The 7869-nt window shown below is 71.8% G+C and carries 10 protein-coding genes; 7 read left to right on the top strand and 3 right to left on the bottom strand.

Going from position 1 to position 7869, the window contains the following annotated elements; translation table 11 throughout:
- On the bottom strand, positions 1–1179 hold a 1179-nt coding region (locus tag C1I93_RS26245), incomplete at its 3' end, for a benzoate/H(+) symporter BenE family transporter (protein WP_111245960.1).
- Positions 1180–1233: 54 nt separating this feature from the next.
- Between C1I93_RS26245 and C1I93_RS26240 the strand changes: the two genes are divergently transcribed.
- Positions 1234–1776, top strand: a complete 543-nt coding sequence (locus tag C1I93_RS26240) for a helix-turn-helix domain-containing protein (RefSeq protein WP_111245957.1) — start codon at positions 1234–1236, stop codon at positions 1774–1776.
- Positions 1777–1885: 109 nt separating this feature from the next.
- On the opposite strand, the gene C1I93_RS26235 is transcribed toward C1I93_RS26240, so the two are convergent.
- Positions 1886–2077 (bottom strand): DNA-binding protein, encoded by a 192-nt coding sequence (locus tag C1I93_RS26235; protein WP_111245959.1) that lies wholly within the window; start codon positions 2075–2077, stop codon positions 1886–1888.
- A gap of 285 nt (positions 2078–2362) precedes the next feature.
- Between C1I93_RS26235 and C1I93_RS26230 the strand changes: the two genes are divergently transcribed.
- Entirely contained in the window at positions 2363–2611 is a 249-nt protein-coding gene (locus C1I93_RS26230) for a hypothetical protein (RefSeq protein ID WP_111245956.1), read from the top strand.
- A gap of 265 nt (positions 2612–2876) precedes the next feature.
- Here C1I93_RS26230 and C1I93_RS26220 read toward each other — a convergent pair whose 3' ends face one another.
- Positions 2877–3974: a helix-turn-helix domain-containing protein gene (locus C1I93_RS26220; RefSeq protein WP_111245955.1), complete on the bottom strand. Its 1098-nt coding sequence runs from the start codon at positions 3972–3974 to the stop codon at positions 2877–2879.
- 62 nt (positions 3975–4036) lie between these two features.
- Between C1I93_RS26220 and C1I93_RS26215 the strand changes: the two genes are divergently transcribed.
- The 5 genes from C1I93_RS26215 to C1I93_RS26195 form a co-directional block, all read left to right on the top strand.
- The gene (locus tag C1I93_RS26215; protein WP_111245954.1) at positions 4037–4756 is read left to right on the top strand and encodes a PP2C family protein-serine/threonine phosphatase; all 720 of its coding nucleotides are present in this window, start codon (positions 4037–4039) and stop codon (positions 4754–4756) included.
- A 44-nt stretch (positions 4757–4800) separates the two neighbouring features.
- Entirely contained in the window at positions 4801–5139 is a 339-nt protein-coding gene (locus C1I93_RS26210; protein WP_111245953.1) for a PadR family transcriptional regulator, read from the top strand.
- A complete protein-coding gene (locus C1I93_RS26205; protein WP_111245952.1) occupies positions 5136–5954 on the top strand; it encodes an ATP-binding cassette domain-containing protein in 819 nt (272 codons plus the stop codon). The genes C1I93_RS26210 and C1I93_RS26205 overlap by 4 nt, the downstream gene beginning before the upstream one ends.
- Positions 5951–6643: an ABC transporter permease gene (locus C1I93_RS26200; RefSeq protein ID WP_111245951.1), complete on the top strand. Its 693-nt coding sequence runs from the start codon at positions 5951–5953 to the stop codon at positions 6641–6643. The genes C1I93_RS26205 and C1I93_RS26200 overlap by 4 nt, the downstream gene beginning before the upstream one ends.
- A 48-nt stretch (positions 6644–6691) precedes the next feature.
- On the top strand, positions 6692–7869 hold a 1178-nt coding region (locus tag C1I93_RS26195), incomplete at its 3' end, for a RodZ family helix-turn-helix domain-containing protein (RefSeq protein WP_258378345.1).

Below are 7869 nucleotides of genomic sequence, written 5' to 3'. Positions count from 1 at the left end.
GGGTGGCAGCGGCGCGGTGGCGGCGGGCCGGGTGCGGCGGCGGAAGACCAGCAGCATCAGGCAGCCGGCGATCAGACCCCAGAAGGCACCACCGATACCGGCCAGCGAGACGCCAGCGGCGGTGACCACGAGGGTGACCACCGCGGCCTCCCGCGCCGCCGGCTCGGCCAGTGCCGAGGTCAACGCGGTGGCCAGTGCGCCGAGCAGGGCCAGCCCGGCGACCGCCTCGATCAGCACCGGCGGCGCCCAACTGACGAGCGTGGTCACCGCGCCGGCCCCCAGCCCGAGCAACGCCAACCCCGCACCGGCGGTCACCGAGGCGATCCAACGCCGGTCCGGGTCGGGATGCGCGTCCGGGCCGGCCGCGAGGGCGGCGCTGATGGCCGCCAGGTTGACCGCGTGCCCGCCGGCCGGAGCGGTGGCCAGGGTAGCCAGCCCGGTGGTCCGCAGCACCGAGCCGAGCGGCGGTCGGTAGCCGTAACCGACCAGCAGGGCGGCGCCGGGCACGTTCTGCGCGGCCATGGTCACCAGGAACAGGGGTAGCGCCAGGCCGACCAGGGCCGAGAAACTCCACTGTGGCGCGGTCACCTCGACCACCGGGCGGAGCCCACCCCCGGTGTCGCCCGCCGGGACGGTCAGCGCGATCGCCACCACCGCCACCACCAGCGCGCCAGGCACCGCCCACCGCCGGGCGAAGCGGTGCAGCAGCAGCCAGGAGAGCACCACCGGCGCGGCCAGCAGGGGCACCTCGACGAGCGCGCGGACCGGCGCGGTGCAGAGCGGCAGCAGCACTCCGGCGAGCATCGCGCCGGCGACCGGTTTCGGGATCGCCGCGACCGCCCGTCCCAGCGCCGGAAAGAGCCCGGCGGCCACGATGAGCGCTCCCGAGACGAGGAACGCCCCGACCGCGACCGGCCAACCACCGGGCACCGGCCCGGTGGCGACCAGCAGCGCCGCGCCCGGCGTGGACCAGGCCATGCTCAACGGAATCCGGTGCCGCAACCCCAGCCAGGCGGCGCAGAGCCCGGACGCGACACAGAGCACGAGCAGCCCGGAGGCGGCCTGTCGCTCGGTGGCCCCGACCGCCCGCAGCCCGGCCAGCACCACGGTGAACGAGCTGGCGAACCCGACAAGCGCGGTCACCACCCCGGCCAGCACCGGTTGCATCCGTCCCGCCATCTCCCACCTCGATCGTTCCGTTTACGGAACAGCAGTATGTAGCACCATAGCGGGATGCCCCCACCATCAGAACCGGACCCCACGGCGGTCGGTCGCCGGGTCCGCGCCCTGCGCGAGGCGCGGGGCATCTCGCTGTCCGCGTTGGCCCGACTGGCCCAGGTAGGCAAGGCCACCCTCTCCGGCCTGGAGAACGGCACCCGCAATCCCACCCTGGAGACCCTGTACGCGATCACCGCGCAGCTCGGCGTACCGCTGACCGCCGTGCTCTTCGAGCCCGGGGCCGAGCCGACCGTACGCGGCGCAGCGGTGAACGCCATCCTGCTGGAGGTCTTCAACGACTCCGACGCCACCTACGAGCTGTACCGGATGCGGATCGCACCCGGCACCGACCAGCTCTCCCCCGCACACCAAGCCGGAGTCACCGAACACGTCACGGTCTTCGCCGGGGTGCTGCGCGCCGGCCCGGCCGACGCGCCACTGACCGCCGCCGCCGGCGATCACCTCCGCTGGGCCTCCGACGTTCCCCACGTGTACGCCGCCGTCGGCGACGAAGAGGTAGCCGCCACCCTCCTCCTCCGCTACCCCCGCAAGCCGTAACGAAGGCAAGGAGTGGATGCAAGGAAGGGCCCCCTATTAACGCCTGGTGTAGGTAAAGGGCCCCTTATTAACAGCGCACAGCAGAAGATCCGCCGCTGCTGCGCGCCAGCTAGTCGCCGCTCTCGCTGTCCGCGACTTCACTCCGATGTTCGGCAATCCACCGCTCGACGTCTTCAGCCAGCCACACGCGGCCCTGTTCGAGTTCGGCGGCGGGCTCGGGGAACGACCGACGCATGGTCAGTTCGTAGACACGCTGCCGGCTGATGCCACCGAGCCGCACACGAATCTCATGCGTGCCCATCAACCGGAGCTTCGCCACGGTCTGACGTTAGGCACGCGGGTACCAGTCACGCGTCAAGCTTGATGTGAGACAACCCGTCATGGGTACTTGACGCGCGACCGGCGAGACGTGACGCTAAGGGCGGCGATCGGGAGGCATCGAGTTCCCGAGGACGCCCACAATTCCCGCGTAAACGGAGGTCGGACCGTGCGTGAGCAGAGACCCGTGAACGCCGCCCCCGATACCCGATGGCGGCCACGGACGCCGGGACAGACCTACGGTCCACGCGACGATGGCACGTCTGGCGTGTATCTCCTGACCCGAGCGGCGTCGGTCCGGTTCCGCCGGCCGATCACTGTCCGGGTGATCCGCGAGCGTACGGAGCGGCGCACGTACCACGGGTGGACGTGGGTTGACTGTTACGTGCTCGACGCGCGGGGCGACGCCAACGCCCGCCGCGAGCTGTTCGTGATGCCGGCCGGGCTGCGACCCGCAGTGGACCCCGCCCACCGCCGCACTAAGGCCCCCCGCAACGCCACGAGGGCTGCGCGGTGACCCGCCGGCCGCACGTTCGGGACCATGTCGCAGCCCGCCCGACGTGGCGCTGTGCGGCGTGTGGTGCGTCGTGGCCGTGCTCTCCGGCAAAGTTGCTGCTGCTGGCGCAGTATCGCGGCAACATGCCGGGGCTGCTGGTCTATCTGGTGACCTGCGCGAGGAGGCCGCCGGGCAGTTGGCCGAGCTGGGCTCGGGCGCACCGCCAGCCAATCTGCACAAACAGTTCACGGACTGGGTGCCGGTCCGCTCCGCGAAGTAGCCCGGATCAGTAATCGGCGGGGGTGGGTGCCGCGCGGCGCTGTCGGACCGCCCAGAGCGCCACCTCGGTACGCGAGGCCGAGCCGGTTTTGCGCAGCAGGTTGGACACGTGCACGGTGACGGTACGCACCGAGATGCCGAGGGCTCGGGCCACCTGCTTGTTGGACATCCCGGCGACCAGGCAGTCGAGCACCTCGACCTCCCGGCCGGTCAACTCGGCCCACCCGGCACCCACGGACGGCGATCCAGCCGAAGGCGAGACGCCCACCGAAGGCAAGCCAGCCGAAGGCGAGGAGGGAGGCACCAAAAACGGTGCGGAGGGAGGCACCAGAGACGGCGGGGCGAGCAGCGCCTCCGGGGGCTGGCCGGCGTGTGCGGCGAGCAGTTCGGTGAGGGCGTACGGGTTGCCGCCGGTGTGCTGCCAGACCCGGTGCACCAGGCGAGGGTCGGGGGCTGTGTCGGCGTACACCTGGGTCAGCACTTCGGCGACCTCGGCCTGGCGCAGCGGGCCGAGGTGCTGGCGCACCGCGCCGCGTACCCCGCAGAGGCGGGCCAGGGTGCGGCCGGTGAGTTCCGGCGCGACCGCGTGCGCCGCGGGCTGGGTCGCCACCATCAGCAGCGCCGGCAGGTCCGCGGCGGTGGCCAGCTCGCCGATCAGGTTGAGGCTGGCCGGGTCGAGCGCGTGCAGATCCTCCACCACCAGCACCGCCGGTCCGGCACCGACAAGCATCCGGACGGTACGCACGGCCAGCCGGAGCAGCGTGCCGGGCGCGTAGCGTTCGCGGGGTGCGGTGGGCTGCTGGGCCAGCCAGGCCAGCGCGTCCGCCGGGAGGTCGAGCCGGCTGGTGTCGCGCCCACTCAACACGGCGGCCAACCAGTCGTACGGCGCGGGGCTGTGTAGCCGGGCGGTGCCGCTGAGTATCACCTCCGGGTGTGGCATGAAGCCGTCCAGCGCGGCGGCGAGCAGCAGGCTCTTGCCCACGCCGGCGCCTCCGGTGACGACGGCGACAGCGGGCGACCGGCGGCGATCAGCGACCACGGTGGACCAGGTCCGGTCCAGCTCGGCCAGCTCGCCGGCACGCCCGACCATGGACACCGGCAACATTCCTCCACCCTACGTAGTAGTGCGTAGAGACGCGGCGAGGGTGTTCTTGGCAAGCTTGTCCCATGACGCTGATCCTCCGCTCGGCCATCCTCAACGACATCGGCCTGGTTCGCACCAACAACGAGGACTCGGCGCTCGCTGGCGAGCGCCTCCTCGCGGTGGCCGACGGCATGGGCGGGTTGCCCGCCGGAGAGGTGGCCAGCGAGATCGTCATCCGGATCCTCGACGAGCTGATCCCGCCGACCACGCCGGACGCCGCCGCCGAGGCGCTGCGTGCCGTGGTGAGCACCGCCAACCAGCGCATCCACGCCGCGATAGCGGCCGACCCGGCCCGCGACGGCATGGGTACGACGCTGACCGCGGCCCTGCTCGCCGGTGACCAGTTGGTGTTGGCCCAGGTCGGCGACTCCCGCTGTTACCTGCTGCGGGACGGACGGCTGAGCCAGCTGACCCGGGACGACACCTTCGTGCAGGCGCTTGTCGACCAGGGGGCGCTCACTCCTGACCAGGCCCGGCACCACCCGCAGCGCTCGCTTGTCACCCGGGCGGTGCAGGGCTCGGACGCGCCGCCCACGTTGGGGGTGTTGACCATGGTGGCCGGGGATCGGCTCCTGCTGTGCAGCGACGGGCTCTCCGACTACGTGCCCGACGAGACGATCGGCGCGACGCTCAGCCTGCACGCCGACCGGCAGCAGTGTGGTGAGCAGTTGGTGAAGCTGGCCCACCAGGCCGGTGCGCCGGACAACGTCACAGTCGTGATCTCCGATGTCATCGTCGCGTAGCTAGATAGTTGTGCTATCTAGATAGCACAACTAGTGTTCGGCGGGTGGATGGCGACCGTCGAGGGCAGTGGCTGCGCGGGGTGCTCGACCTCTGTGTGCTCGGCCTGCTGCACGACGGCGAGTCCTACGGCTACCAACTCGCCCAGGCGCTCGATACCGCAGGTGTCGGGCCGATCCAGGGTGGCACGCTCTACCCGGTGCTGCTGCGACTGCAACGCACCGGCCTGGTCACCGCGCAGTGGCGGGAGGGCGACTCTGGTCCGGCCCGCAAGTACTACCAGCTCACCGACGACGGGCGGGCGGCACTGCGACACGGCGGCAACGCCTGGTTGGCGTTCGTGGCACCGGTGACCCACATCGTCACGAAGGGGGTCGACGGGTGAACGACGACGAGTGGCTGCGGGCCTTCGGGGCCGAGCTGCACCAGCGCCGGGTGGCGGTCGACGCCGCCCGGCACGTGATCGCCGAGGCCGCCACACACCTGCGCGAGGGTGGCGGCGATCCGTGGCTGGTCTTCGGCCCGCCGCAGGCGTACGCCGCCGCGATCGTGGAGAGCATCGGCACCGCGCCCGGCCCCCGTCCCGGCCCGGTCCGGCTGCACGCCACGGGCATCACCAAGCGGTACGGCCGGCGCACGGTGCTACGGGACGCCACGCTCACCGTACGGGCCGGACAGATCGCCGCCGTGATCGGTGCCAACGGCTGCGGAAAGAGCACCTTCCTGCGGATCTGCGCCGGGCTGATCTCCCCCGACGCGGGCGAGGTGACCGTGGCCGGTCGGCTCGGCTACTGCCCCCAGCAGGGCGGCACCATCGACTTCCTGCTCCCCGACGAGCATTTCGTGCTGGTCGGCGCCGGTCAGGGGATGGCCCGGGGGCCGGCCCGACGCGCCGGCCGGGCAGCGGCCCGGCAGCTCGGCTGGGACGCCGAGAGCACCGTGCTGGCCCGCCACCTCTCCGGCGGTACGCGGCAGAAGCTGAACCTGACCATGTCCACCCTGGCCGCGCCGGACGTGCTCCTGCTGGACGAGCCGTACCAGGGCTTCGACCAGGGCAGTTACGTCAACCTCTGGGACCAGTTGGCCCGGTTGCGCGACGAGGGGCGGGCCATCGTGGTGGTCACCCACCTGCTCAACCAGCTCGACCGGGTCGACACGGTTCTCGACCTGACCCCCGCTCAACAGGGAGGACGCCGATGAACCGGCTGGTCACCGTGGCCGAGATGACGTTGCGGGAGCTGGTGCGGCGGCGCGGCGTACTCCTGCTCCTGTTGTTGATGCCGTTGACCTTCTGGCTGATCCGGCGGGATTCCCACGTCGGGCAGTCGGTGCGTGCGCTGCTGCTCGGCATCAGCTGGGCGGTCAGCACCGCGGCGCTCTTCGCCACCAGCGCGGCCCGCGAGCTGGAACCCCGGCTGCGGCTCGCCGGCTACCGCCCACACCACCTCTACCTCGGCCGGATGCTCGGCCTGTGGGCGCTCGGACTCGCCGTCTCGGTGCCGTTCTTCCTGCTCACCGTCTTCGACGCGAACAACCTGCGGTACGCCGGGATCGCCGTGGCGATGCTCTGCTGCGTGGCGGTGGCCGCACCGCTCGGCATGCTGATCGGCGCCCTGCTGCCTCGCGAGATGGAGGGCACCCTGCTGCTGCTCACCGTGGTGGCGGTGCAGATGCTGCTCGACCCGACCAGCTCCGCAGCGAAGCTGATGCCGTTCTGGTCCAGCCGGGAGATCGCCAGCTGGGCGGTGGACCACACCGACGACGGTTACCTGAGTCGGGGCGTCCTGCACGCGGCAGTGGTCACCGCGCTGATGCTCGTGACGGTGGCGGGGCTGTTCGGCGTCCGGCTGCGCCGCCGCCGGCATCTGCGCCACGCACCACTGGTCTGAACAGTGATGGTGCTCGCTCCGGCGGCCGTCTGCTTCTAGCATCACGGGGTGCCTCGTCTGAGATCCGTCATCGCCGTCGGTGTGACCGCCATCCTGTTGTCCGGGTGCGGCGGTCCGTCCGTGCCCCGCGCCGACCAGCGAAGCGTCCAGCAGCCCCGGGTCAGCGACGCTGACACCGCTGTCGCCGAGGCCGACCAGCCGTCGGATGAGCCGACCCCGGCCCCGGCAACGGCCAGCCCGTCGGCGCGTAGCGGCCTGGGCGGTGCGCCGAGCAGCGCGAGCCCTACGCCCGCCGCCGCGCCCACGGGCGCACGGACCGGCAACCCGGACGGACGGGTAGCCGTACCGGCTGCGGCGCGCGCGGTCGACACCGCGAAGCCGACCCGTACGATCGGCACCGGCACCCCGGCCAGCTGCACCTCGGCGGCGGTGGTGCGGGCGGTGGCGGCCGGCGGCATCATCACCTTCGACTGCGGGCCGGATCCGGTGACCATCGAGATGGCGGCGACCGCCAAGGTGCGCAACGCCAACGGTCCGCAGGTGGTGCTCGACGGCGGTGGCAAGGTCACCCTCAGCGGGCAGGGTCGGCGGCGCATCCTCTACATGAACACCTGCGACCCGCTTCAGGGCTGGACCACCTCCCACTGCAACGACCAGGATCATCCGCAGTTGACAGTGCAGAACCTGGTGTTCGCCAACGGTGACGCCACGGGCGAGCGGACCGACGGCGGTGGCGGTGGGGCGATCTTCGTGCGGGGCGGCCGGTTCAAGGTGGTCAACTCGCACTTCGTCGACAACCGCTGCGACGGCACCGGGCCGGATCTGGGCGGCGCGGCCATCCGCGTGCTCGACCAGCACGCCGACCAGCCGGTGTACGTGGTGGGCAGCAGTTTCAGCGGCGGTTCCTGCGCCAACGGTGGCGCGCTGAGCAGCATCGGCGTCTCCTGGGAGGTGCTCAACAGCACCTTCCGGCGCAACACTGCGGTCGGCCACGGCGCGAACCCGGCCCGCTCGGGCACCCCTGGTGGCGGCAGCGGCGGTGCGATCTACTGCGACGGCAACGAGTTCTCGGTACGCATCGCCGGCACGACCATCGAGGACAACGACGCGAAGGAAGGTGGCGGCGCCATCTTCTTCGTCAGCAACAACCGCACCGGCACCCTGCGGATCGAGGGGTCGACCCTGCGCCGCAACCCCAGCCACGGCTTCGAGACCCCCGGCTACCC

Source organism: Micromonospora endophytica (assembly GCF_003236305.1).
Lineage (GTDB): Bacteria > Actinomycetota > Actinomycetes > Mycobacteriales > Micromonosporaceae > Micromonospora > Micromonospora endophytica.
Note: the sequence above shows the minus strand (reverse complement) of the source record. Positions and strands in the feature narration are given on the sequence as shown.

Excerpts from the sequence above, each read along its gene's own strand:
- C1I93_RS26240 (WP_111245957.1), top strand. The coding sequence starts at position 1,234 with ATGCCCCCACCATCAGAACCGGACCCCACGGCGGTCGGTCGCCGGGTC.
- C1I93_RS26235 (WP_111245959.1), bottom strand. The coding sequence starts at position 2,077 with ATGGGCACGCATGAGATTCGTGTGCGGCTCGGTGGCATCAGCCGGCAG.
- C1I93_RS26220 (WP_111245955.1), bottom strand. The coding sequence starts at position 3,974 with ATGTTGCCGGTGTCCATGGTCGGGCGTGCCGGCGAGCTGGCCGAGCTG.
- C1I93_RS26215 (WP_111245954.1), top strand. The coding sequence starts at position 4,037 with ATGACGCTGATCCTCCGCTCGGCCATCCTCAACGACATCGGCCTGGTT.
- C1I93_RS26200 (WP_111245951.1), top strand. The coding sequence starts at position 5,951 with ATGAACCGGCTGGTCACCGTGGCCGAGATGACGTTGCGGGAGCTGGTG.